This is a genomic window from Stenotrophomonas sp. 85239_Sma (genome assembly GCF_056481725.1).
This window is the reverse complement of sequence record NZ_CM151163.1, coordinates 2,006,382-2,028,397: the sequence shown is the minus strand read 5'-3', so window position 1 is coordinate 2,028,397 and position 22,016 is coordinate 2,006,382. Positions and strand designations below refer to the sequence as shown.

Here is a 22,016-nt window from a genome sequence, read left to right as displayed (position 1 = left end):
CCTGGAGGGGCCGGCCCGGGAAAGGCTCAGCCCTGGCTGCCGGCCTGCACCGCACCGGCGCTGGCGACCGGCTTCTGCCAGTCGCGTGCATCGACCACCACGCCTTCCTGCAGGCGTTCCTGGCCCTCGACCACCACCTTCTCGCCGGCCTTCAGGCCGGTGCGCACCAGCCACTGGCGATCGACACTGCCGTCCACCTCCAGCGTGCGGATCACCGCCTTGCCGTCGGCGCCGACCACCCAGGCGTAGGCCTGGCCACCGGCGCTGCGCAGCACCGCCTGCTGCGGCACGGTCAACGCACTGGCCGGGGCACCGCGCGGCACCCTCGCGCGCACATACATGCCGGGCAGCAGCTGGCGCTGCGGGTTGTCGACCAGGATGCGCAGGATCACATCACCGGTACGGGCATCGACGTTGATGCCGGAGAACAGCAGCTGGCCACGCTCGGGCAGCGGCTTGCCGGCGGCACCGATGATCGTCACCGGCAGCTCGCCACCACCGGCGGCACTGCGCTGCAGCGACTCCAGCTGCGCCGCCGGCTGGCGTACATCCACGTAGACCTGGTCGATCTGCTGCACCACCGCCATCGGATCGGCATCGGCCACGCCGACCAGTGCGCCTTCGGTCACCAATGCCTGATCGATACGGCCGGCAATCGGTGCGCTGACCGTGGCATAGCGCAGGTCGAGCTGGCGACGGGACAGGATCGCACGCGCCTCATTCACCGCCGCGCGCGCCTGTTCGTACTCGGCGCTGGCGTCGTCGCGATGCTGCTGGCTGACCGCCTGCGCGGCGGCAAGGGCATGCAGGCGCTGCGACTGCACGCGGCTGCGGGCCAGCGCCGCCTCGCTGCGCTGCAGGGCAGCCAGGGCCGAATCGACGTCGGCCCGGAACGCGGCCGGGTCGATCTGGAACAGGGCCTGGCCGGCACTGACTTCCGCACCCTGGTCGAACAGGCGCCGCTGTACGATGCCTCCGACCTGCGCGCGGATCTGGGCGGTGCGCACCGCAGCCACGCGGCCGGGCAGTTCATCATCGCGCTGCACCACCTGCGGGCCGACGCTGATCACGCTGACGCGTGGCGTGGCTTCGGGGGTGGCTTCGGGGGAGGAGCAGGCCGTCATGGCCAGGGCGAGGGCCGCGATCAACGCGGCCGGAGTCCTGAAGGTTCTCATTGCTGTGCACAATGCCGCGCAGGCGGCGGATAGGTTCTGAAGCGCGCAGTGTGCGTGGCGATGATGGGGTTTCGATGGAGGTACTGTGGAGATACGATGGAGGCAAGCACCTTTCGGCCCCGCCCCAGCATGCATGCCTCCCCTGCACTCGCCGCCCTTGTCCTGATCGTCGAGGATGAGGCCGAGATCGCCGACATTCTCACCGCCTACCTGGAACGCGAAGGGCTGCGCACGCTGCGCGCCGCCGACGGCCACAGCGCACTGGACCTGCATCGCAGCGCCCGCCCCGACCTGGTCCTGCTCGATGTCCAGCTGCCACGCATGGACGGCTGGAGCGTGTTGACCCAGCTGCGCCAGCGCGGCGAGACGCCGGTGATCATGCTGACCGCACTGGACCAGGACCTGGACAAGCTGACCGCGTTGCGCATGGGCGCTGATGACTACGTAGTCAAGCCGTTCAACCCGGCCGAGGTGGCTGCGCGCGTACGCGCCGTGCTGCGGCGTACGCTGCGCGCCTCGCGCGTGGACGCGCCCACCGCGCTGCGCGTCGGCCCGCTGCTGATCGACTCGGCCACCCATGCCGTGCACGTGGAGGGCGAAGGCTACAGCCACGAAGTGCTGCTCACCCTCACTGAGTTCAAGCTGCTGCACTGCATGGCGCTGGCCCCGACGCGCATCTTCAGCCGCAGCGAACTGATGCACGAATGCCTGCCGGAAAGCGAAGCGCTGGAGCGCACCGTCGACAGCCACGTCAGCAAGCTGCGCCGCAAGCTGGACGAAGTGGGCATGGTCAACGTCCCGGCCAGCGTGCGTGGCGTCGGCTACCGGTTGATGGCCGACCGCTGATGCGACCCCTGCGCCGTTCCGGGCTGAGCCGCCACATCATCGTTTCGATGTCGCTGATGGTGATCGGCGTCATCGTGATGATGATCCTGTCGTCGTGGCTGCTGTACGCCGTGTTGATCGAGTTCTTCCCCGGCAGTGCCGAGGAGCCGGAGAGCTGGCTGCCGACCGGGCCGGAACTGGCATGGATGGTGGGCGTGATCCTGACCGGGCTGGCGCTGGCCATCGCCGCTTCGTTCCGCCTGGCCCACCGCATCCTCTCACCATTGAATTCACTGGTGGACAGCGTGCGCGCGCTCGCTGGCGGCGACCTGGGCGCACGCGCCAGCGTCGAGGAAAATTCGCCGGGCGAAGTGGCGACCCTGGTCGAGGACTTCAATGCGATGGCGCGCCGCCTGCAGCACATGGAGAGCGAGCGCGCGATGTGGCACGCGGCCATCGCCCATGAGCTGCGCACGCCGGTGACGATCCTGCGCGGCCGCCTGCAGGGGCTGGCCGAGGGTGTATTCCAGCCGGACGAGTCGCAGTTCCGCAGCCTCCTTGCCCAGGTCGAAGGGCTGTCACGACTGATCGAGGATCTGCGCGTGCTGAGCCTGTCCGACAATGCGCGGCTGGACGTGCGCCGCGCGCGCACCGACGTGGTCGCCGAGGTGCATTCGGTGATGACCCTGGTCGATCCGCAGTTCCGCGCTGCAGGCTTCGTGCTGGAACTGGAAACCAGCCGCGAGGAACACAACGCGCACTGTGATCCCACGCGGTTGCGCCAGGCGTTGCTGGCGCTGCTGGAGAACGCGCGGCGCTATGCCTGTCCGGGAAAGGTGCGGATTGCGGTGCATGACACGCCCGGCCACGTGCAGGTATCGATCGAAGACGAGGGCCCGGGCATCGACCCGCAACTGCACGCGGATATCTTCACCCCGTTCATGCGTGCCGACGGTTCGCGTTCGCGCCAGGGCGGCGGCAGCGGGCTCGGCCTGGCGGTGGTCAAGGCCATCGCCGACGCGCACGGTGGCCGCGTCTACTGCATGCCGGGCAGCGCGGGCGGCAGCCGCTTTGTCATCGAGCTGCCGCGCCAGTAGGCGGTGCTGCGGCCTGCTCGCGCAGGTGTGCACCGAGTGCATCCAGATTGGCGTCGATCGCATCCATTTCCTCGCGCTGCCGGTTCGGCAGCTGTAGGCGCAGCTGCACGCGCAGCGCCTGCCACGCCGGGACCGCCCGCGCACTGCCAGTGGCCACGGCCCGGGACAACAGCGCCTGCTCGTCACCCAGCGGCAACCCGTAGCCGCCCTCCTGCAGCAGCGTTCCAGGGCGCAGCCATTGCCCGCTCTGCTCCAGCAGTCCTCGCAGGCTGCGGGTCTCAGTACTGTCCGGTGCGCCCAGCAGCTGCCGCTTGAGCACATCGCGCGCACGCAGTTCGGCGCGCCGCTGCGCGGCCTGTTCCAGCAGCAGCAGGCCGGCGCTGGCACGCAGGTCGCCCTTCAGCAGCCACGGTGCCCGTCGCTGCGCAGGCAGCGCCAACCAGCCGCGCACATCGCGCGCAGGCAACGCCAGCTGGGCCGCGGCCACGCCGAACAACTGCTGGTAGTGGTCGCGCGCCGAGGCGAAGTAATAGCCCTGCGCCTGTGCTGAATCGCGGTCAGCCAGCACCTGCTCGTCGAGCACATGCAGCCGGGACAGCCGACGCTTCAGCCCGCGCGGACTCAACTGGGCCAATCCGGCCTGGCCCAGGCGCGGCACCCCGGCCTGCAGCAGCTTGGCCGTTTCCACCGCGCAGTTGTTGCTGACGAAGTAGTAGCGCCCGTCATAGCTCCAATGCACCTGTGCGGTGCGCTCGAGCAGGCTGGCAATTTCGCTGCGCTCCAGCTGCAACGGCAGCGACTGCAGCCCGCGCAGCTCGACCTTGGTGTACTCGTCCACCACCTGCTGCAGTGGCAGCACGAACAGCCGCGACGGATAGCCACCGGTGAGCCCCCGCCAGTTGGAAATCTGAACGTCACCAACGAACGCGCGGAACGACAGCACGCGGTGATATTCCAGGTCCAGGCGGCAGTCCGGCCCAAGCGCGCGGCCCGGCCGGCAGACCACCAGCCGCAGCATGCTGTGGCCCCAGCGGCTCATCGGCTGCGCACTGCCTTCGGCGAACAGGTAGTCCACCGCGTAGACGCGCGCCGGGTCGAGCTGCAGCAGCGATGCAGCGCCCTCCTCCGAATCGGCCTGCAGCAAGGGCAGCGTCGTTGAGCACTGCGGCTGTGGCAGCGACGGCGGTGTTCCGAAATGGGCCTGGTACCACTGCGCCAACGCGGGGCGCCGGCAGGCGAACTCGCCGTCGAGCACGAAATGCTCGGCGTTCACTGCCAGGTACTCGGCCGGGTTCGTCAGCTCATAGACATCCGGGCTGCGGTCACGGAAATCGTTGTCGCCACGGCCAAGGTGCCAGGGCTTGCGCTGCCAGCCCGCGAGGTCACGCCAGCGCCTGCTCTGCGACCAGTTCGCACCGCCACGGTCGGCGACGTGGGTCAGTTCATGCACCAGCGCACTGCGGCGCGCGCGGCGGCTGCCGGGCATGCCGTCATCCAGCAGGTCGCGGCGCAAGGTGATGCGGCCAGCGAAAGCGCGGCCATGCACCGCGGCGGGAAGCTCATCACTCCAGTGCACCTGCACCTGGGCCGGCAAGGCACGCAGCAGGCCCTCCGGCAGCAATGACTGCACGTCGGCCAGGGTCTGGCTGGCGAGCTGCTGCTGTGCAGGGCTCAGCCCTGCTGGATCCAGGCGCAGGTCTCCGCTGGCGTGTACGGCCGGAGCCACCAGCAGCAGGGCCAGGCCATGCCTGGCTGCGTTGGGTGCAGATGTCATGGCGTTGCCGGCCAGCGGCCGGCACTACCCGGAGGCGGGATCAACGGGCCAGCAGCGCGCGGGCCAGTTCCAGGTCGCTCTGCTGCTGCGCGGCGACGCTCTGTTCGCGCAGGTGGACCAGCGCCGCCTGCAGGCGCGCACCCCGGATCTGGCCGTCGCTGGCGACGAATGCGGCGGCATCGTCGCGCGCAGCCAGCACCACCTTGTCATCACCCGAGCTGCTGCCCGAGGAACCGGAGGACGCACCGGTGGCCGAGCCGGCCGAGGTGCCAGCAAAACTGGAAGCGAAGCCGGCCAGCGGCAGGGACAGCAGGGCAAGCAGCAGGAGCGGACGGGTCATCGGTTCGAAGCCGGTTGTGAAGGTGCGTGGAGCGTAACGGGTACGTGAAGGATTTGCCCGGTTCAGACGTCGAACAGCTTGCCGGGATTCAGCCGCGCTTGGGGATCGAACGCGCGTTTGACCGCCTTCATCAGCGCGATCTCGGCCGGGCCGCGGGTGCTGTCCAGGTAGCCCTTCTTGACCAGGCCGATGCCATGCTCGGCCGAGATGCTGCCGTCGAAGCGGGCCAGCACCTGCGCCAACAGCTTGGTCACGTGCTCGCACTGCGCCACGAAATCGGCGTCGCTGCTGTCGTCCGGCTTGAGCACGTTGATGTGCAGGTTGCCATCGCCGATATGGCCGAACCAGACCACGTCGAAGTGCGGGTAGGCCTGCCCGATCAACGCCTGCGCCTCGGCCAGGAACGCCGGCATCGCCGAGATCCGCACCGAGACGTCATTCTTGTAGGGCTTGTAGCGCGCCAGCGATTCGGTGATGCCTTCGCGCAGGCGCCACAGCTGGGCCGCCTGGGCATCGCTGGCGCTGATCACGCCGTCGCTGACCCAGCCGTTGCCCATGCAGTCCTCGAAGGCCGCCATCGCCGCAGCTTCCTGCGCCTCGTCGTTGGCCGCGAACTCGGTGACCACGTAGTACGGATGGACTTCGTCGAACGGCGCCTGCGCGCCATGCGCCAGCACGTGCTCCAGCGCCCGGTCGGTGAAGAACTCGAAGGCCTGCAGCTGCAGGCGCGCGCGGAACGCGGCGAAGACCTGCATCAGAACTTCAAAGCTGGGCACGGCCAGCAGCATCACATTGCTGGCCGGCGGCGGATCGGTCAGCTTCACCGTCGCCTCGACGATCACGCCCAGCGTGCCTTCCGAACCGATCAGCAGCTGGCGGAAGTCATAGCCGCTGGAGTTCTTGATCAGGCCCTTGTTGAGTTCCAGCAGCTGGCCGTCGGCAGTGACCACCTTCAATCCCGCGATCCACTCGCGGGTGTTGCCGTAGCGGATCACGCGGATGCCGCCGGCATTGGTGGCGATGTTGCCGCCGATCGTGCAGGACCCGCGCGCGGCGAAATCCACGGGGTAGATCAGGCCGTGCTCCAGCGCGGCGTTGTGCACGGCTTCCAGCGGCATGCCGGCCTGCACCACCAGGGTGCGATCGACCGCGTCGTAGGCCAGCGTCTTGTTCATCCGTTCCAGGCTGAGCACCAGCTCGCCGTTGGCGGCCACCGCGCCACCCGAAAGGCCGGTGCGGCCACCGGACGGCACCACGGCCACGCCCTCTTCCGTGCTCCAGCGCATCACCGCCTGCACTTCTTCGACCGTGGCCGGCAGTGCGATCGCCAGTGGCGCCGGCATCCAGCGCCGGGTCCAGTCGCGCCCGTAATGCTCCAGGTCGGCCGGCTCGGTCTTCAGCTTCAGGCCGGGACAGGCCTGCTGCAGCGAGGCAATGCGGGAATCGGTCATGACGGTCCAGCGCGGTGCGTGAAGAACGGGCAAGCGTGCCAGTGGCGCGCGCCAGCGTCCAGCCCTGCAGCGGCCCAGATAGCTACGGATGCAACCAATTGCGCACTGCACCATGGGCGGCATGATCTGGCATAGTGGTCAGCCCCTGTCCCACTGGCCGTGCTGCCCCATGTCGCCGAAGAAGACCTCGTTCCCGAAGCAGGATATCCGCGTGCTGTTGCTGGAGGGGGTCAGCCAGACCGCCGTGGAGGTGTTCAGCGCCGCTGGCTACAGCCAGATCGAAGCGCACACCAAGGCGCTGCCCGAGGACGAACTGAAGGCGCGCATCGCCGAGGCGCACATCGTCGGCATCCGCTCGCGCACCCAGCTCAGTGCCGAAGTGCTGGCCGAGGCCAAGCGCCTGATTGCGGTGGGCTGCTTCTGCATCGGCACCAACCAGGTCGACCTGGACGCGGCCGAACTGGCCGGCATTCCGGTGTTCAACGCGCCCTACTCCAACACCCGCAGCGTAGCCGAACTGGTGATCGCCGAGGCGATCATGCTGACCCGTGGCATCCCGCAGAAAAACGCCGAATGCCATCGCGGCGGCTGGTCCAAGTCGGCCAGCGGCAGCCATGAAGTGCGCGGCAAGACGCTGGGCATCATCGGTTACGGCCACATCGGCACCCAGGTCGGCGTGCTGGCCGAATCGCTGGGCATGCAGGTGATTTTCCACGACGTGGAAACCAAGCTGGCACTCGGCAATGCCCGTGCAGCGGCCAGCCTGGACGACCTGCTGGCGCGCGCCGACATCGTCACCCTGCACGTGCCGGAGACACCGTCCACGCAGTGGATGATCGGCAGCACCGAGCTGGCGAAGATGCGCAAGGGCGCGCACCTGATCAATGCCGCGCGCGGCACCGTGGTCGACATTGATGCACTGGACGCGGCCCTGGCCAGCGGCCACGTCGGTGGCGCCGCGCTGGACGTGTTCCCGGTCGAGCCGAAGGGCAACGGCGATATCTTCGAATCGCCACTGACCCGCCACGACAACGTGATCCTGACCCCGCACGTCGGCGGCAGCACGCTGGAAGCGCAGGACAACATCGGCGTGGAAGTGGCGGCCAAGCTGGTGCGCTACAGCGACAACGGCAGCACCCTGTCGGCGGTCAACTTCCCGGAAGTGACCCTGCCCGAGCATGCCGACAGCCTGCGCCTGCTGCACATCCACCAGAACGTGCCGGGCGTGCTGTCCAAGGTCAACGAGATCTTCTCGCGCCACAACGTCAACATCGACGGCCAGTTCCTGCGCACCGACCCGAAGGTGGGCTACGTGGTGATCGACATCACCGCGAGCGAGGAACAGGCTGCTGCGGTGCGCGACGAGCTGGCCGCAATTCCGGGCACGCTGCGCACGCGCATCCTGTACTGAAAAAGGGGACGGAGGGGATTGAGTCGTTTGCGGCACATGCGGCATAAACGACTTAATCCCCTCCGTCCCCTTTTCCCTCAACGTGCCAGCCAGCGACGGGCCATGCGCTGCATGGATTCGTCAGATTCCGGATCGGCCGCGACCTCGGTCACCGGCCGCCAGGCCAGGTCGAGTGACTCCTCGCTCAGCACGAAGTCCTCGCCGCCCAGCGCGCGGATCACGAAACGCACGTCGTAGTGCCAGTGCCCCGGCACGTCCTTGCGCTCCGGAATCCAGTGCTTGTCCAGATCGAAGATGGCCGGATCTTCCAACACCAGGCCGCTCAGCCCCGATTCTTCTTCGGCCTCCTTCAGCGCCACCTGGGCCAGGTCCCGGTCGCCGTCGGCGTGGCCGCCCAGCTGCAGCCAGCGCTGCAGCTTGCGGTGATGGGTCAGCAGCAGGCGCTGGCCATCGGCGCTGACCAGCCAGCAGCTGGCGGTGAAGTGGCCGGCCAGTCGTTCGCGGCGGAACGGATCTTCCGGAGCATCCAACAATGTGCCGAATTCGGCAGCCAGTGCGTCGTGGGCAGGTTCGCGGCGGGCATAGTCCCGCAGCAGGCCACGCAGGCGATCATCAAGCACGGCAAGGGTTTCGGCGGTCTGGCGCATGAATGGGGGCGGTCTGGAAAAATACTGCTCATTATCGCCGTTCATTGTTGCGATTGCGCTTGTGCGTTGGCTTCAGCTTTGGCTAAGGTACAGCGGGCCGTTCGCGCGGCCTTCACCATTCCAGGGTTGCCGGCAACGTATCGGCGGCCCACCCAATCCGATCACTAGGAAGTACTGCATGCTGAAAGCTCTGTTGAGGGTCAAGCCGGTTGAACCGGCCGGGCACGTCGATGCTGGCGAACCCATCGAAGGCAGCCTGGACGGCGAAGCCACGTTGAAACGGACCCTCACGGCTAAACACCTCATCCTGCTTGGCGTGGGTGCGGTGATCGGCGCAGGCATCTTCGTGCTGACCGGCCAGGCCGCGGCCAACCATGCCGGACCGGCCGTCATGCTGTCGTTCGTGATCGCCGGCTTCGCCTGCGCCCTCGCGGGCCTGTGCTATGCCGAGTTCGCGGCGATGATGCCGGTTTCAGGCAGTGCCTATTCCTACTCCTACGCCACCCTCGGCGAGGGCATGGCCTGGTTCATCGGCTGGTGCCTGGTGCTGGAGTACCTGTTCGCCTCGGCCTCGGTCGCCGTGGGCTGGTCGGCCTATCTGATCAGCTTCATCACCACCACCCTGCACATGCCGTTCCCGGATGCGCTCAGTGCCGCTCCCATCGCCTGGACCGGCAGCGAGTTCACCGCCTCGGGCAAGCTGTTCAACCTGCCGGCGGTACTGATCGTGGCGGCGGTATCGGGCCTGCTGTACGTGGGCGTGACCCAGTCGGCGTTCGTCAACGCGATCATCGTGGCGATCAAGGTCACCGTCATCTGCCTGTTCATCGGTATCGGCGCGGCCCACATCGACCCGACCAACTGGCAGCCGTTCATCCCGGACAACACCGGCGTGCCGGGTGAGTTCGGCTGGAGCGGCGTGTTCCGCGCGGCCACCATCGTGTTCTTCGCCTACATCGGCTTCGATGCGGTCTCCACCGCCGCCGGCGAGACCAAGGACCCACAGCGCAACATGCCGATCGGCCTGCTCGGCTCGCTGGCTGTGTGCACCCTCGTCTACATCATCGTCTGTGCCGTGCTGACCGGCATGATGCCGTACCACCTGCTGGGCACCGACAAGCCGGTGGCCACTGCGCTGGAGCCCTACCCGACCCTGTCCTGGCTGAAGACGTTCGTGGAGATTGGTGCCATCGCCGGCCTGTCCTCGGTGGTGCTGGTGATGATGATGGGCCAGACCCGCATCGCCTACACCATTTCCCGCGACGGCCTGCTGCCGAAGTTCTTTGGCAAGGTCCACGCCCGCTTCCGCACCCCGTATGTCGCCACGATCGTTGTCGGCGTGATCGCCGCCGCGCTGGCCGGCCTGGTGCCGCTGAACGTGCTGGGCGAACTGGTCTCGATGGGCACCCTGCTGGCCTTCGCCACGGTCTGCATCGGCGTGCTGGTGCTGCGCTATTCCAAGCCTGGCCTGCATCGCCCGTTCCGCGTGCCGATGGTCTGGATCATCTGCCCACTGGGCGCGGCCACCTGCCTGTTCCTGTTCTGGCAGGCATTCGTGGTGCACTGGCACCTGTTCGTCGGCTGGACGCTGCTCGGCCTGCTGATCTACCTGGGCTACGGCATCCGCAACAGCAAGCTGGCCAAGTCGCCCTGATCCGCCTACGGGCCGGCCTCGCGCCGGCCCGTCCGTTTTCCCCGCGCGCCCATAGCGGCGCGCTTCGACAAGACCACCACACATGTTCAAGCAACTGTGGGCCACCAAGCACCCGCATGCCGCCCATGAAGACGCCAACGGCCTGAGCCTGCGCCGCCACCTCGGCCCCTGGGGGCTGACCGCCCTCGGCATCGGCGCGGTGATCGGCGGCGGCATTTTCGTCATCACCGGCCAGGCCGCCGCCAACCACGCCGGCCCGGCCATCATGCTGTCGTTCGTGCTGGCGGCGGTCTGCTGCGCCTTCTGCGCGCTGGCCTACGCCGAGTTCGCCTCGATGGTGCCGGTCTCCGGCAGCGCCTACACCTATACCTATGCCACCTTCGGCGAGCTCTCGGCCTGGTTCATCGGCTGGATGCTGGTGCTGGAATACGGCGTCTCCGCATCCGCCGTGGCGGTCAGCTGGACCGGCTATTTCCTCAGCCTGCTCAGCCAGTTTGACATCCATCTACCGGCGACGCTGGTCAGCGCGCCACTCGACGCGCAGCTGCGCCCGACCGGTGCGATCGCCAACCTGCCAGCCGCTGCGCTGGTGCTGCTGCTGACCTGGCTGTGCTACGTCGGCATCAGCAAGTCCTCGGCGATGAACATGGCGATGGTCGTGCTGAAGACCGGCCTGATCGTGCTGGTCATCGTGGTCGGCTGGAAGTACGTGGATACCAGCAACTGGACCCCGTTCATTCCCGCCAACGAAGGCCCCGGAAAGTACGGCATGGAAGGCGTGCTGCGTGGCGCGGCGATGGTGTTCTTCGCCTACATCGGCTTCGAGGCGGTGTCGGTGGCCGCCCAGGAATCGAAGAACCCGCAGCGCGACATGCCGATCGGCATGATGCTGTCGCTGGTGATCTGCACCGTGCTGTATATCGCAATGGCCGCAGTGATGACCGGCCTGGTGCCGTTCCAGCTGCTGGGCACCGACGAGCCGGTGGTGACTGCCGTGGCGGCGCATCCGCAGCTGGACTGGCTGCGCTGGGTGGTCGAGGTCGGCGCGCTGGTCGGCCTGTCTTCGGTGGTGCTGGTGATGATCATCGGCCAGCCGCGCATCTTCATGATCATGGGGCGCGACGGCCTGCTGCCGCCGGTGTTCACCAGGATCCACCCGAAGTACCGCACCCCGCACATCAACACCGTGATCACCGGCATCGGCATCGCGCTGCTGGCGGCGCTGTTCCCGCTGGACATCCTGGGCGAGCTGACCTCGATGGGCACGCTGATCGCGTTCGCGGCGGTGTGCGCGGGCGTGCTGATCCTGCGCCGCACCCAGCCGGACCTGCCGCGTCCGTTCCGCATGCCGATGGCGTGGCTGATCTGCGGCCTGGGCGTGCTGAGCTGCCTGGCGCTGCTGTCGGCGATGACGCTGCACAACTGGATGCTGATGGGTGTGTGGACGTTCGTCGGCTTCGTGATCTATTTCTGCTACGGCTTCAGGCACAGCCGCCTGCGCACGAAGTAAAACAAGCGTGGCAGGGCCCTGGTGGCCCTGCCCTGCCGCCCGCTGGCGCAGGCTGCGCGCCTCGCCTAGCGGCGATTGAACCAGATGAGTTCCTGTTGCCAGCCGGCACCGGCCATGCAGGCCCTGAACTCGCTGCTGCGGTCGGACGCATTGACGTCCACGATGTAACTCTCCTCTTTCGGCATCGGCACGAGGTTGTACTTGCCGTCGATCGTGCAGACTTCATCGAGCCTGCAGGGCACCTTGCGGTCCTCGTAGACAGTGCGCGTTGCCACCTCGTTCCTCACCGGCCAGTGATCGCCGGCCCGCGCCATGCAACTGGAGTGGGCGGGACCGAACGGCCGCGCACTGGCATCCATCTTCACCCATTCCATCGCACAGCCGCTGCTGGCCAGCATGGCACCGATCACCCCCATCATCCCCATCGCGCGCGTGATCATCGAAGTACTCCTCCTTTCCTTGGTGCTCGCCGGAACTCCTGCGGCAACCCGATGGTGTGTCGCCGCACAAGGGCTGTCCACGACAGGAACCGGTTCCAGCGCGAGCACGGACTCCCCCATTCAGCCTGCGCTGTGCCTGCCACGATCCAAACGCAGTCCACCGGCTGCCGACACACCGCATCGCGTTTCCAGCGCAGCAGCCCGGCACCACGCCGCAGGCCCAGCCATGGGCCGGATCACGTAAAATGGCGACCATGGACACCCCCACCTTCCCCTACGACACCGCGCGCCTGAGCGAACTGGCCCAGCTGCTGATCGACAACGTCCGCGAACTGGCCCACGCCGGCTGGACCCCGGCCACCAGCAGCAACTTCTCCCACCGCCTGGACGACCGCCACGCCGCGATCACCGTCTCCGGCAAGGACAAGGGCCGCCTGATCGAGGACGACATCATGGTCGTGGACTTCGACGGCCTGGCCGTCGGCCGCCCGCTGCGCCCGTCCGCCGAGACACTGCTGCACACCCAGCTGTATCGCCGCTTCCCGGAGATCGGCTGCGTGCTGCATACCCATTCGCCGGTGCAGACCGTCGCCTCGCGCCTGTACGCGCCGCAGGGCCTCATCCGCCTGGAAGGCTATGAACTGCTGAAGGCCTTCGCCGGCAACAGCACCCACGAGATGGCCATCGACGTGCCGGTGTTCGCCAACACCCAGGACATGAACGTGCTTTCCAAGCAGGTCGATGACCTGCTCGACCGGCAGAACCTGTGGGGCTACCTGATCGACGGCCATGGCCTGTACGCCTGGGGCCGCGACATGGCCGAGGCGCGCCGCCACCTGGAAGCGTTCGAGTTCCTGCTGCATTGCGAACTGGAACTGCGCAAGCTCCGCGGCTGAACCCGCAACGCAGATGCCGATCCGGAATCTGCGCCCTGCCTCCACCCTGCTACCCTGTCTTCCCCCGAGACGTTCAAGCTGCCGCCATGAGCCGACTGCGCATCTACGACGACACCCGCCCCGAATCGCCGCTGCTGGACACCCAGGATGGCGCGATCATTGCCGCCGAGCTGCAGAAGATCGGCGTCACCTTCGAGCGCTGGCAGGCCACCGCACCGGTCGCACCGGGCGCCAGCCAGGATGAAGTGTTCGCCGCCTACCGCGCCGATATCGACCGCCTGGTGGCCGAGCGCGGCTTCAAGAGCGTGGACGTGGCCTCGATCGCCCCGGACAACCCGAACCGCGCCGAGCTGCGCAAGAAGTTCCTCGACGAGCACTTCCACAAGGAAGACGAGGTGCGCTTCTTCGTCGCAGGCTCCGGCCTGTTCACCCTGCACGTGGGTGACAAGGTCTATGAGATCGAGTGCGTGAAGGACGACCTGATCGCCGTGCCCGATGGCACCACTCACTGGTTCGACATGGGCGACGAGCCGAGCTTCGTGGCAATCCGCTTCTTCACCGAGCCGGATGGCTGGGTCGGTCACTTCACCGGCACCGACATTGCGCAGAAGTTCCCCCGTTACGTACCTACCCAGGCGTCCTGATCCATGCAGCCCCGCGTCATCCTGACCGACATCGAAGGCACCACCAGCAGCATCTCGTTCGTCAAGAACGTGCTGTTCCCTTATGCGCGCAAGGCGTTGCCCGCGTTCGTCGCCGAGCACGGCCAGCAGCCGGAGGTCCGCCGCTGGCTGGATGCGGTGGCCACCGAGATCGGTGGCGCCTGCCAGGACAGCCTTGTGGCCGAGACACTGCAGGGCTGGATCGACCAGGACCGCAAGCACACCGCACTGAAGGCGCTGCAGGGGCTGATCTGGGACGAAGGTTACCGCCGCGGTGACTACACCGCGCACTTCTATCCGGAAGTGGCGCCTGTGCTGAAGGGCTGGCACGCTTCCGGCCTGCCGCTGTACGTGTACTCCTCCGGTTCGGTACCGGCGCAGAAGCTGTTCTTCGGCTTCAGCGACGCCGGAGACCTCAGCCCGCTGGTGTCGGGCTGGTTCGATACCGAGATCGGTGGCAAGCGTGAGGCGGACAGCTACCGTCGCATCGTGCAGGCCATCGGCGTGCCGGCCGGCGAGATCCTGTTCCTGTCCGATGTGGTCGAGGAGCTGGATGCGGCCCGCGAAGCCGGGCTGCAGACCCGGCTGATCGATCGCTTGGACGACTACCCGATGCCGCGTGCCGGCCATGCCGCCAACGGCCACGAGCGGGTCGAGAATTTCCAGCAGATCCAGCTGTAAGCAAGAAAAAGGGGACGGAGGGGATTAAGTCGTTTGTGGCACACATGGGCCACAAACGACTTAATCCCCTCCGTCCCCTTTTTTGCTCAACGGTCGTTGAGGGTCTTTACCTTCAGCGCTTCGCGCAGGGTAACCAGATCCACCGGGCCGCGCACTTTGATATCGCGGGTTTCGCCCGGCAGCAGGTCCAGCAGGTTGTCTCCGACCTGCACGTCCAGCGCGCCGAAATCGATCCACGTCGCGCGCACATACGCCGCGCTTTCCAGGCGCAGACGGTAGTGGTCGCCTTCGATGGACAGCGTGCTCCTCAACGCCTGCCTCGGCAGCTGCTGGTCTTTGGCCTCGACGAACCCGACAACCTGGCGTGCACTCACCCTGCCATCCTGCAGAAGTTCGAACACCGCCACCGTACGCTTGGGATCGGCACCGGCCAACAATTCGGCATCGCGGAAATCACCGATCGAGGTGACACCCGCCGCCGCCAGCGTCACCGCTTCCTCGCGACGGCGCAGCACCTTCCCTTCCACGTCCATCACCCGCAGCCGCCAGCGTGCATCCAGTGCGGCACCGTCGTTGAGCAGGCGCACCCGCGTACGGCCCTCGTCGCGCAGCGCAGCCACCGTCACTGGCGCAAAGAAGCGCCGCGCGGCGAAGTGCAGCGCCTTCCAGCGGCCGAAGTAATCCACGCTGGACCACGAGGCGCCCGGCCAGACATCGTTGAGCTGCCAGTACAGCGAACCCATCGTGTACGGCCGAGAGGCGCGATGATGCAGCGCCGCCAGTGCGATGCCATCGGCCTGCATCACCTGGCTCAGGTAGATGAAGTCCTCGAAGTCCTTCGGCGTGCCGTAGCCCAGTTCGATGTAGTGCAGCAGGCGGCTGTTGCCCTCGCCGGCCATGAATTTCTGGTGCGCGCGGATCACCGGGCTGTCGACGCGCTGCTCGGCACGGGTGGCGATCTGGTCCACCGTCGCCACAGACGGCCACGCCTGCAGGCCGAACTCGGACATGAAACGCGGGGTTTCGCGCAGGTAGGCCTGCACCGGCAGCGCCGGATTGCCCCAGACCTGCCAATAGTGTTTGTCACCACGGGTGGAATCGTTGGCCTTTTCATCCAGGTCGTTGCTGGGAGAGCTGGACCAGTACGGCACGCCCAGCCCCTCCTCACCCACCACCTGGCGCAGGTCGTTGCCGAACAGGTCGACATAGCCCTGCCAGACCTTCGCCGCGAATGCAGGGTCGGCCGCCTTCAGGTCGCGGCCGTGGCCCCAGTCCTTCCAGGCGGTTTCTTCCTCGTTGTTGCCACACCACAGCACGATGCTGGGGTGATGGCGCAGCCGGCGCACGTTGTCGCGTGCTTCGGCCACCACGCTGGCCCGGAAGGCCGGATCGTAGCCTGGCTGCATGCCGCCGCCGAACATGAAGTCCTGCCAGACCAGCAGGCCCAGCTCATCGGCGATGTCAAAGAACGCATCGTCCTCGTAGTAGCCGCCGCCCCAGTTGCGCAGCATGTTCATGTTGGCGTCGCGCGCGGCGGTCAGCACCTGACGCAGGCGTGCGGCATCGACGCGTGCGGGGAAGGCATCGAACGGAATGACGTTGGCGCCCTTGGCGAAGATCTCCACGCCGTTGATGACGAAGGCAAAGCCCTGCCCGCCCTTGCGGTCTTCCTCGCGGCGCAGTTCGACCGTGCGCAGGCCAATGCGCTGCTCGCGCGCCAGCGCTGCGTCGGCGCCATCATCCAGTCGAGCCCGCACGGTATAGCGATCCTGCGCACCATGGCCCACCGGCCACCAGCGCCGCGGCGTGGCCAGCTCAACCGGCAGCTCAACCGCGTTCTGGCCGGGCTTCAGCAACACCGTGCGTTGCACCTGGGCCACGTTGCGGCCATCCGGATCACGCACATCCACATTCACCAAGGCCGAACCCGCAGCAGCTCCCTGCTCCACCTGCAGCAGCACCGCCAGTTTCGCCTGCTCCGCACTCAATGCATCGGTTCGCACGGCAAGATCGGTCAGGCGGTGCGCGTCCCAGGCCTGCAGGTCGACCCCGCGCCAGACCCCGGCGGTGACATAGCGCGGGCCCCAGTCCCAGCCGAAGTGGTAGGCCGGCTTGCGCGCGAAGTTGCCCACCATCGCGTCCTTCGGCTCATCGCCATACGGCGACGGGTAATTGCCAGCGATCTTGTGCGGCATTGCCTGCACGCCTGGCAGCAGCGTTCGGATCGGCGAGCGGAACACGATCTGCAGTTCATTGCCATGCGCCCGCAGACGCCCTTCCACGCGCGCACGCCAGGTACGGTGCGCGTTGTCCGCGCGCAGCAGCGGCTTGCCGTTGAGGCTGACTTCGGCATAGGTGTCCAGCCCATCGAAGCGCAGCTCGGCATTGGGCTTGGCCAGCGTCGCCGCATCCACGTCGAAGCGGGCGCGGTACTCCCAGGCGGTCAGGCCGATCCACTGCAGCTCGGCCTCGGGCGCACCGACGTACGGGTCGCGGATCAGCCCATGGGCCAGCAGGTCGGTGTGTACGCTGCCCGGCACCTTCGCCGCACGCCATTGCTGAAGACCCGGATGCGCAGCGCCCTGCGCATCACCCGGCAGCATGCGGAACTGCCACTGTGCCTGCAGTGGAGCCGCAGTTGCCGGGATGGCGGAGGCTGCGACCAGCAGCAGGAGCAGACGGACAACGAGGGAAAGGCGATGCACGTGATACTCCTGTTTTTCCGCCGGGCGCGGCCCGGCGCTACCGATTCCGATTCATCATGCGTGTGGCGACACCCGCCTCAACGCACCACGTTCAACACTTCGTAGCACGCGCCCATGGTGTGGTAATCCACCTTGCCGGCCGGGCTCTTCTCGTCGCTGTACTTGCGGTTGTCGGCATCGAGGATGCGGAACCAGGCGCCGTACTGGTGGTCGACGAAGTGCTCCCACGAATACGCCCAGATGCGCTCGTACCACTGCCAGTAGCGGTCGTCCCCGGTGCGCTGGGCCATCAGTGCGGCGGTCGCCAGCGTTTCGGCCTGCACCCAGAAGTACTTGTCGTCGTCGCAGACGAAGCTGTCGCCGCCGATCGGGGCGCCGTCCATGCCCGGCTGCCGACGCGATTCCGGTGCGAAGCCGTAGTACAGGCCGCCCCGGGCGTCGTCCCAGCTGCGCGCTACCGCCACATCGAACAGGTGCTGCGCGATCGGCACCAGCCAGTCGGCCTGCACGTGGCGATCCAGGATCAGCAACAGTTTGGCCCACTCGGTCTGATGGCCGGGCTGGAAGCCCCACGGGCGGAACAGGTGCTTGGGGTCGTCCAGGTTGTAGTCCCAGTCGATCTCCCAGTTGGAATCGTAATGTTCCCAGACCAGGCCACCGGCCTTGGCAGCCTGGCGCCGGGTCATGTTGTCGGCCAGCTGCAACGCGCGCTCGACATAGCGCTGCTCGCCACTGGCCTCGAAGGCCGCCAGCATTGCCTCGCACATGTGCATGTTGGCGTTCTGACCACGGTAGCCGGTGAAGTTCCACTGGCCATCGGCTTCATCCTTGTACAGGCCGTGCTGCGGCTCCCAGAAGCGCGCTTCCAGCAGCTGCCAGGTCTCGTCCATCCACTCGCGGGCCTGCTCGACACCGGCCTTCAGTGCGCAGCTGTAGGCCAGCAGCACGAAGGCCACGCCGTAGCAGTGGTTCATGTCGTCCTCGACCTTGCCGTCGCGCAGGGTCCAGGCATAGCCACCGGTGACCGGGTTGCGGTGCACCTCGCGCAGGTAGCGCACGCCGTGCTCGACGGCCTCGCGGTATTCGGCATTGCCGAACTCGCGGTAGGCCATCGCATAGTTGAAGACAAAACGGGTGCTGCTCACCAGGTGGCGGTGGCTGGCGTCGTAGATGCTTCCGTCATCGCGGAAGTAATGGAAGAAGCCGCCGTTCGGATCGATGCAGCGCGGGTGGTAGAACGCCATCGTGTCGGCGATATGCGCGCGCAGGAACGCGGGCGAACGGAAATCGGGCGAGGTGCTCATGCGGTAATGTCCTGGGCCTGCAGCAGCTGCTGCACTTCATCGAGCGAGGGCATCGCGGCGAACGCGCCCTTGCGGGTAACAGCCAGCGCACCGACCGCCGCACCGAAGCGCAGCGTGGCGGTGATCGCTTCCGGGTCCTGGCAGAACGCGGCGAAACCAGCACCCGCCCCACCCCGCTCCAGCAGGCCGACCAGCACGCCACCGACGAAGGCATCACCGGCCGCCGTTGTGTCGACCGTAGCCACGCGGAAGCTGGTGACCGTGCCGTGATTGTCGCGGGTGTACCAGTGCAGCGTCGCGGCGCCGTCGGTGACGATCACCCAGCGCGCCTGCGCAGCCAGCAGGCGCCGCAGCACCGCCGCCTCGCCATCGGCGCCCAGCGGCGCGGCCAGGTAGTCCAGTTCCTCGCGCGACAACTTGACCAGGTCTGCACGCTCCAGCGCCTGCCACAGGCGCGGCGTCGGATCGACGTCGGCGGGCCACAGTGCAGGGCGCAGATTCAGATCGAGACTGACCACCGCACCGGCCGCACGGGCACGGTCCATGCCGGCGAAGGTCGCCTCGGCGATGGCCGGCTCGGTCAGGCTGTTGGAGCAGACGTGGAAGCACTGCGCGCTGTCGAGGCACTCCGCCTGGAAATCACTGTCGCGGAACAGCAGGTCAGCCGCCGGCGGGCGGTAGAAACTGAAGCTGCGCTCGCCACTGGCGTCCAGGGCAACGAACGCCAGCGCAGTCTTCGCCGCATCGGTGCGCACGATGTAATCCGTGCCTACGCCATGTTCGACCAGGCTGTCGGCCAGGAAGTCACCGAACATGTCACGGCCCAGCATGCCGACGAACTGGGTCTTCGCACCCAGCCGCGCGGCGGCGACAGCGACGTTGGCCGGCGCACCGCCGGCGTACTGCAGGAACGCGCGCGGCGTATCGGCCGAGGCCGGCGGCTGCGCTAGTAGATCGATCAAAATTTCGCCGAAGCAGACAATGGCACCCATTCCGGACTCAGCCTCCCTGCGTTGCGGAGGCCGGCGTACGCGCGCCGACCAGTCCGTAGAAAATGATGTAGCCGTAGCACAGCAACGGCAGGAGGAAGCTGGCCTGCACACCGATGTGGTCGGCCAGCACGCCCTGCAGGTACGGCACCACGGCACCGCCGACGATGGCCATGATCAGCAGGCTGGACCCTTTGTTGGTCAGCGGGCCCAGGCGCTCGATGCTCAGCGCGAAGATGGTCGGGAACATGATCGAGTTGAACAGGCCGATCGCCACCACCGAATACAGCGCGACGTTGCCGGAGCTCAGCATGGTCGTGACCAGCAGGCCCACGTTGACCAGCGCGAAGATCGCCAGCAGACGGCTGGGCGAGAAGCGCGCCAGCAGCGCCGAACCGGCGAAGCGTCCGATCATCGCCATCGTCCAGTAGGCCGACACGTAATGCGTGGCCTGCTGCTCACTGAAGCCGCCGATGTTCGGCATCGACAGGTAGTTGACCAGGAAGCTGCCGATCGACACTTCGGCGCCAACGTAGAAGAAGATGCCCAGCACGCCCAGCAGCAGGTGGCGCTTGCGCAGCGCATCCAGGTAGCTGTGATGGTGGCCCTGGTCGGCCTGCTCGGTGGCATCACTCAGCGCCGGCAGGCGGAACAGGAACACGAAGAGCGCCAGCAGCACCAGCGCCACCGCCAGGCCCACGTACGGGCCCTGCACGGCCTGCGCCTCGGCGGCACGGTAGGCCAGCTGCTCGGCGGCCGGCAGCGCCGCGATGTCATCGGCACTCTTGACCGTGTTGGACAGGATCAGCATGCCACCGAAAATCGGCGCGATGGCCGTGCCCAGCGAGTTCAGCGCCTGCGCCAGGGTCAGGCGGCTGGAGCTGGTCTGCTCCGGGCCCAGCAGTGCGACGTAGGGGTTCGCAGCGACCTGCAGCACGGTAATGCCCGTGGCCAGCACGAACAATGCGCCGAGGAAGGCGCCATACACGCGCAGCTCGGCCGCCGGCCAGAAGCCCAGCGCGCCGATGCCGGCGATCACCAGGCCGGCCACGATGCCCTTCTTGTAACCCAGCGCCGCCACCAGGCGACCCGCCGGCAGCGACATCAGGAAATAGGTGCCGAAGAAGGTGAACTGCACCAGCATCGCCTTGGCGTAGTTCAGTTCGAACACCGCCTTCAGGTGCGGGATCAGGATGTCATTGAGGCAGGTCAGGAAGCCCCACATGAAGAAGATCGTGGTGACGACAGCCAGCGCCTTGCCATTGGTGACGGCAGGTGCGTTGCCCGAAGAACCCGATGGACGGGGCGTTGCGGAGATCGGCATGCGGTACGCGCCTCGATGCGCGGAAGGTCGTTGTTGCGTGGAAGGGGAATATGGAAGCAATCAGTTCGGTCGTGCGGCGCTGCTTTCGCGGATGCGCAACTGCACCGGCGCGACCGTGCGCCGTGGCGGCGCATCCGGCTCGTCCAGTCGTTGCAGCAACAACGCGGCAGCTTGCCGGCCCCGCTCGCGCGGATCGGCAGTGAGCGTGGTCAACGGCGGCACCGCAACCGCAGCCTCGGAAATATCGTCGAAACCGGTAACGGCAAAGTCACCGCCCGGACGGATGCCGCGCGAGTTCAAGCCCAGCATCAGGCCCAGCGCGACGGTGTCGTTGTAGCAGACCGCCGCACTGGGGCGATGGCCGTCGGCAAACAGCTCATCGGTGCGCGCCGCGGCTTCCAGGCGGTTCGGTGCCGACTCGATCATCCAGCCCGGTGGCAGCGACAGGCCGGCCTCGGCCAGCGCCTGCTGGAAACCGGCACGGCGCTGGTGGCACGAGCTCGATGCAGCGTGGCCGCCGAAGAAGGCGATCTGGCGATGGCCGCGCTCGATCAGGTGGCGGGTGGCCAGATAGGCACCGTGCTGGTTGTCCAGGGTGAGGAAGTCCCAGTCGGCCCCTTCCAGTTCGCGGTTGAACAGCAGCACGTTGGCATTGGCGCCCAGCGCCTGCCGCAGCAGCGTGGTGTCGCTGCCCTCGGCCGGCGACAGGATCAGGCCGGCCGGCGTGTGCTCCATCAACGTGGACAGCACCGCCTGCTGACGCTCCGGCGATTCGCCGGTGCTGCCGAGCAGGGTCACGTAACCGCGTCCGCCCAGCGCCTCGTCCACGCCGGACGCGAATTCGGCGAAGAACGGGTTGGACAGATCGTTGATCACCAGCGCGATGCTCGACGAGGTCCGCCGGCGCAGGTTGGCCGCCGCGCGGTTGTAGACATAGCGCTGGCGACGCAGCTCGGCCTCGACCTTGGCACGGGTATCGACGTTGACCAGCGGGCTGCCGCGCAGCACCAGCGACACGGTGGCCCGTGACACACCGATCGCACGCGCGATGTCGGTCACCGTCACCGCCTTGCCGGCGCGCTTGCTGGGACTGCTGCCGTTGTCGTTCATCGTCTTCCCGGACTCCGCTGG

At 67.2% G+C, this 22,016-nt stretch carries 19 protein-coding genes; 8 read left to right on the top strand and 11 right to left on the bottom strand.

The features are described from left to right. Positions 1-26: 26 nt before the first annotated feature. Complete coding sequence (locus tag ACYKG1_RS09575; RefSeq protein ID WP_478472528.1) at positions 27-1,175, bottom strand: efflux RND transporter periplasmic adaptor subunit; 1,149 nt, start codon at positions 1,173-1,175, stop codon at positions 27-29. A gap of 129 nt (positions 1,176-1,304) precedes the next feature. On the opposite strand from ACYKG1_RS09575, the gene ACYKG1_RS09570 reads away from it, so the two are divergent. Continuing rightward, the gene (locus tag ACYKG1_RS09570) at positions 1,305-2,021 is read left to right on the top strand and encodes a response regulator (RefSeq protein ID WP_478472527.1); all 717 of its coding nucleotides are present in this window, start codon (positions 1,305-1,307) and stop codon (positions 2,019-2,021) included. Then, positions 2,021-3,097 (top strand): ATP-binding protein, encoded by a 1,077-nt coding sequence (locus ACYKG1_RS09565; protein ID WP_100472142.1) that lies wholly within the window; start codon positions 2,021-2,023, stop codon positions 3,095-3,097. Before ACYKG1_RS09570 ends, ACYKG1_RS09565 begins: the two co-directional genes overlap by 1 nt. On the opposite strand, the gene ACYKG1_RS09560 is transcribed toward ACYKG1_RS09565, so the two are convergent. The 3 genes from ACYKG1_RS09560 to ACYKG1_RS09550 form a co-directional block, all read right to left on the bottom strand. Then, the gene (locus ACYKG1_RS09560) at positions 3,075-4,871 is read right to left on the bottom strand and encodes a DUF7844 domain-containing protein (RefSeq protein WP_478472525.1); all 1,797 of its coding nucleotides are present in this window, start codon (positions 4,869-4,871) and stop codon (positions 3,075-3,077) included. The genes ACYKG1_RS09565 and ACYKG1_RS09560 overlap by 23 nt on opposite strands. Positions 4,872-4,911: 40 nt before the next feature. After that, entirely contained in the window at positions 4,912-5,211 is a 300-nt protein-coding gene (locus ACYKG1_RS09555) for a DUF2388 domain-containing protein (RefSeq protein WP_100472140.1), read from the bottom strand. A 62-nt stretch (positions 5,212-5,273) separates the two neighbouring features. Continuing rightward, complete coding sequence (locus ACYKG1_RS09550) at positions 5,274-6,662, bottom strand: FAD-binding oxidoreductase (protein WP_478472523.1); 1,389 nt, start codon at positions 6,660-6,662, stop codon at positions 5,274-5,276. A gap of 169 nt (positions 6,663-6,831) precedes the next feature. Between ACYKG1_RS09550 and serA the strand changes: the two genes are divergently transcribed. After that, positions 6,832-8,073, top strand: a complete 1,242-nt coding sequence (serA, locus tag ACYKG1_RS09545; RefSeq protein ID WP_014037034.1) for a phosphoglycerate dehydrogenase — start codon at positions 6,832-6,834, stop codon at positions 8,071-8,073. A 77-nt stretch (positions 8,074-8,150) separates the two neighbouring features. On the opposite strand, the gene ACYKG1_RS09540 is transcribed toward serA, so the two are convergent. After that, positions 8,151-8,720 carry an NUDIX hydrolase gene (locus tag ACYKG1_RS09540; protein WP_428993171.1) on the bottom strand — a complete coding sequence of 190 codons (570 nt, stop codon included), beginning with the start codon at positions 8,718-8,720 and terminating at the stop codon, positions 8,151-8,153. A 178-nt stretch (positions 8,721-8,898) separates the two neighbouring features. On the opposite strand from ACYKG1_RS09540, the gene ACYKG1_RS09535 reads away from it, so the two are divergent. Continuing rightward, positions 8,899-10,374 carry an amino acid permease gene (locus ACYKG1_RS09535; protein WP_100472137.1) on the top strand — a complete coding sequence of 492 codons (1,476 nt, stop codon included), beginning with the start codon at positions 8,899-8,901 and terminating at the stop codon, positions 10,372-10,374. A gap of 82 nt (positions 10,375-10,456) precedes the next feature. Next, entirely contained in the window at positions 10,457-11,884 is a 1,428-nt protein-coding gene (locus ACYKG1_RS09530) for an amino acid permease (RefSeq protein ID WP_100472136.1), read from the top strand. Positions 11,885-11,949: 65 nt separating this feature from the next. Here the strand turns inward: ACYKG1_RS09530 and ACYKG1_RS09525 are convergent, their stop codons facing one another. Continuing rightward, complete coding sequence (locus ACYKG1_RS09525) at positions 11,950-12,324, bottom strand: hypothetical protein (protein ID WP_049444927.1); 375 nt, start codon at positions 12,322-12,324, stop codon at positions 11,950-11,952. Positions 12,325-12,578: 254 nt separating this feature from the next. Here ACYKG1_RS09525 and ACYKG1_RS09520 point away from each other — a divergent pair, with 254 nt between their 5' ends. The 3 genes from ACYKG1_RS09520 (at position 12,579) to mtnC (ending at position 14,563) form a co-directional block, all read left to right on the top strand. Continuing rightward, the gene (locus tag ACYKG1_RS09520) at positions 12,579-13,220 is read left to right on the top strand and encodes a methylthioribulose 1-phosphate dehydratase (RefSeq protein WP_478472521.1); all 642 of its coding nucleotides are present in this window, start codon (positions 12,579-12,581) and stop codon (positions 13,218-13,220) included. 86 nt (positions 13,221-13,306) lie between these two features. Continuing rightward, entirely contained in the window at positions 13,307-13,864 is a 558-nt protein-coding gene (locus tag ACYKG1_RS09515; RefSeq protein WP_053511800.1) for a 1,2-dihydroxy-3-keto-5-methylthiopentene dioxygenase, read from the top strand. 3 nt (positions 13,865-13,867) lie between these two features. Continuing rightward, a complete protein-coding gene (mtnC, locus tag ACYKG1_RS09510) occupies positions 13,868-14,563 on the top strand; it encodes an acireductone synthase (RefSeq protein WP_478472520.1) in 696 nt (231 codons plus the stop codon). An 86-nt stretch (positions 14,564-14,649) separates the two neighbouring features. Here the strand turns inward: mtnC and ACYKG1_RS09505 are convergent, their stop codons facing one another. The 5 genes from ACYKG1_RS09505 to ACYKG1_RS09485 all read right to left on the bottom strand — a co-directional run bounded on the left by ACYKG1_RS09505 (position 14,650) and on the right by ACYKG1_RS09485 (position 21,995). Then, positions 14,650-17,268: a beta-mannosidase gene (locus ACYKG1_RS09505; RefSeq protein WP_478472518.1), complete on the bottom strand. Its 2,619-nt coding sequence runs from the start codon at positions 17,266-17,268 to the stop codon at positions 14,650-14,652. 77 nt (positions 17,269-17,345) lie between these two features. Then, the gene (locus tag ACYKG1_RS09500; protein WP_478472517.1) at positions 17,346-18,572 is read right to left on the bottom strand and encodes an AGE family epimerase/isomerase; all 1,227 of its coding nucleotides are present in this window, start codon (positions 18,570-18,572) and stop codon (positions 17,346-17,348) included. Continuing rightward, positions 18,569-19,564: a carbohydrate kinase family protein gene (locus tag ACYKG1_RS09495; protein ID WP_478472515.1), complete on the bottom strand. Its 996-nt coding sequence runs from the start codon at positions 19,562-19,564 to the stop codon at positions 18,569-18,571. The genes ACYKG1_RS09500 and ACYKG1_RS09495 overlap by 4 nt, the downstream gene beginning before the upstream one ends. Before the next feature lie 7 nt (positions 19,565-19,571). Beyond that, positions 19,572-20,885, bottom strand: a complete 1,314-nt coding sequence (gene fucP, locus ACYKG1_RS09490) for an L-fucose:H+ symporter permease (RefSeq protein ID WP_100472131.1) — start codon at positions 20,883-20,885, stop codon at positions 19,572-19,574. A gap of 60 nt (positions 20,886-20,945) precedes the next feature. Beyond that, positions 20,946-21,995 (bottom strand): LacI family DNA-binding transcriptional regulator, encoded by a 1,050-nt coding sequence (locus tag ACYKG1_RS09485; protein ID WP_057499695.1) that lies wholly within the window; start codon positions 21,993-21,995, stop codon positions 20,946-20,948. Between the last annotated feature and the right edge of the window lie 21 nt (positions 21,996-22,016).

What these genes read in the sequence shown, in the direction of transcription:
- ACYKG1_RS09520 (WP_478472521.1), top strand. Translation starts at nt 12,579, where the DNA reads ATGGACACCCCCACCTTCCCCTACGACACCGCGCGCCTGAGCGAACTG.
- ACYKG1_RS09565 (WP_100472142.1), top strand. Translation starts at nt 2,021, where the DNA reads ATGCGACCCCTGCGCCGTTCCGGGCTGAGCCGCCACATCATCGTTTCG.
- ACYKG1_RS09525 (WP_049444927.1), bottom strand. Translation starts at nt 12,324, where the DNA reads ATGATCACGCGCGCGATGGGGATGATGGGGGTGATCGGTGCCATGCTG.
- ACYKG1_RS09515 (WP_053511800.1), top strand. Translation starts at nt 13,307, where the DNA reads ATGAGCCGACTGCGCATCTACGACGACACCCGCCCCGAATCGCCGCTG.
- ACYKG1_RS09550 (WP_478472523.1), bottom strand. Translation starts at nt 6,662, where the DNA reads ATGACCGATTCCCGCATTGCCTCGCTGCAGCAGGCCTGTCCCGGCCTG.
- mtnC (WP_478472520.1), top strand. Translation starts at nt 13,868, where the DNA reads ATGCAGCCCCGCGTCATCCTGACCGACATCGAAGGCACCACCAGCAGC.
- ACYKG1_RS09560 (WP_478472525.1), bottom strand. Translation starts at nt 4,871, where the DNA reads ATGACATCTGCACCCAACGCAGCCAGGCATGGCCTGGCCCTGCTGCTG.
- fucP (WP_100472131.1), bottom strand. Translation starts at nt 20,885, where the DNA reads ATGCCGATCTCCGCAACGCCCCGTCCATCGGGTTCTTCGGGCAACGCA.
- ACYKG1_RS09530 (WP_100472136.1), top strand. Translation starts at nt 10,457, where the DNA reads ATGTTCAAGCAACTGTGGGCCACCAAGCACCCGCATGCCGCCCATGAA.
- ACYKG1_RS09555 (WP_100472140.1), bottom strand. Translation starts at nt 5,211, where the DNA reads ATGACCCGTCCGCTCCTGCTGCTTGCCCTGCTGTCCCTGCCGCTGGCC.
- serA (WP_014037034.1), top strand. Translation starts at nt 6,832, where the DNA reads ATGTCGCCGAAGAAGACCTCGTTCCCGAAGCAGGATATCCGCGTGCTG.
- ACYKG1_RS09540 (WP_428993171.1), bottom strand. Translation starts at nt 8,720, where the DNA reads ATGCGCCAGACCGCCGAAACCCTTGCCGTGCTTGATGATCGCCTGCGT.
- ACYKG1_RS09485 (WP_057499695.1), bottom strand. Translation starts at nt 21,995, where the DNA reads ATGAACGACAACGGCAGCAGTCCCAGCAAGCGCGCCGGCAAGGCGGTG.
- ACYKG1_RS09500 (WP_478472517.1), bottom strand. Translation starts at nt 18,572, where the DNA reads ATGAGCACCTCGCCCGATTTCCGTTCGCCCGCGTTCCTGCGCGCGCAT.
- ACYKG1_RS09575 (WP_478472528.1), bottom strand. Translation starts at nt 1,175, where the DNA reads ATGAGAACCTTCAGGACTCCGGCCGCGTTGATCGCGGCCCTCGCCCTG.
- ACYKG1_RS09570 (WP_478472527.1), top strand. Translation starts at nt 1,305, where the DNA reads ATGCATGCCTCCCCTGCACTCGCCGCCCTTGTCCTGATCGTCGAGGAT.
- ACYKG1_RS09535 (WP_100472137.1), top strand. Translation starts at nt 8,899, where the DNA reads ATGCTGAAAGCTCTGTTGAGGGTCAAGCCGGTTGAACCGGCCGGGCAC.
- ACYKG1_RS09495 (WP_478472515.1), bottom strand. Translation starts at nt 19,564, where the DNA reads ATGGGTGCCATTGTCTGCTTCGGCGAAATTTTGATCGATCTACTAGCG.